At 50.3% G+C, this 1,375-nt stretch carries 2 rRNA genes; both read right to left on the minus strand.

The window, feature by feature from the left end:
* Positions 1–401: ribosomal RNA gene (locus MH215_RS28925) — 23S ribosomal RNA — on the minus strand; the annotation flags it as partial.
* A gap of 308 nt (positions 402–709) precedes the next feature.
* Positions 710–1,375: ribosomal RNA gene (locus MH215_RS28930) — 16S ribosomal RNA — on the minus strand; the annotation flags it as partial.

A 1,375-nucleotide genomic window follows, 5' to 3' on the forward strand; every position in this document is an offset into this window, starting at 1 on the left:
GGAACAGACTTTCAATTACAGGGCTTTTACCTTCTTTGGCGGGCCTTTCCAGACCTCTTCGCTTAACCGGTTCCTTTGTAACTCCATGTGAGACGTCCCACAACCCCAAAGAGCAAGCTCTCTGGTTTGGGCTTCTCCGCGTTCGCTCGCCGCTACTGACGGAATCACTATTGTTTTCTCTTCCTCAAGGTACTTAGATGTTTCAGTTCCCCTGGTATGCCTCTACTTGCCCTATGTATTCAGACAAGAGTAACTGGAAATTACCCCAGCTGGGTTTCCCCATTCGGACACCCCCGGATCAAAGCTTGCTTACAGCTCCCCGAGGCAGTTTCGTTGTTCGCCACGTCCTTCATCGGCTCCTAGCGCCTAGGCATCCTCCGTGTGCTCTTAGTAGCTTAACCATTCGCTCGTGTTCGAGCTGTCGCTTCCCTTGTTTTGCTTGCGCAAAGCCAAAAGTCACTCCATTTCGATCACTCGCTCCAGCAATTTAACTACCGTTTTTATTGAAACTTGTTTACACAAGTTCAGCTAAAAAGGAATGTTCTAATTCGCATTTACTTTCGTTTCGATATCTAGTTTTCAAAGAACAAGCTCCATGCAAAAGCAAGCTGTTTGAGAGTTTGAGCTCTCAAAACTGAGCAACGAGTGAGTAATTTTGCAGCTAAGCTGCATATTTGAATGTTTCCACGCGGGAAACGATTCTCCATAGAAAGGAGGTGATCCAGCCGCACCTTCCGATACGGCTACCTTGTTACGACTTCACCCCAATCATCTATCCCACCTTCGGCGGCTGGCTCCTTGCGGTTACCCCACCGACTTCGGGTGTTATAAACTCTCGTGGTGTGACGGGCGGTGTGTACAAGACCCGGGAACGTATTCACCGCGGCATGCTGATCCGCGATTACTAGCAATTCCGACTTCATGCAGGCGAGTTGCAGCCTGCAATCCGAACTGAGACCGGCTTTGTTGGGATTGGCTCCACCTCGCGGTTTCGCAGCCCGTTGTACCGGCCATTGTAGTACGTGTGTAGCCCAGGTCATAAGGGGCATGATGATTTGACGTCATCCCCACCTTCCTCCGGTTTGTCACCGGCAGTCTATCTAGAGTGCCCATCCGAAATGCTGGCAACTAAATATAAGGGTTGCGCTCGTTGCGGGACTTAACCCAACATCTCACGACACGAGCTGACGACAACCATGCACCACCTGTCTTGAATGTTCCGAAGAAAAGGTACATCTCTGCACCGGTCATTCAGATGTCAAGACCTGGTAAGGTTCTTCGCGTTGCTTCGAATTAAACCACATACTCCACTGCTTGTGCGGGTCCCCGTCAATTCCTTTGAGTTTCAGTCTTGCGACCGTACTCCCCAGGCGGA

The organism is Paenibacillus sp. ACRSA (assembly GCF_022346845.1).
GTDB lineage: Bacteria > Bacillota > Bacilli > Paenibacillales > Paenibacillaceae > Paenibacillus.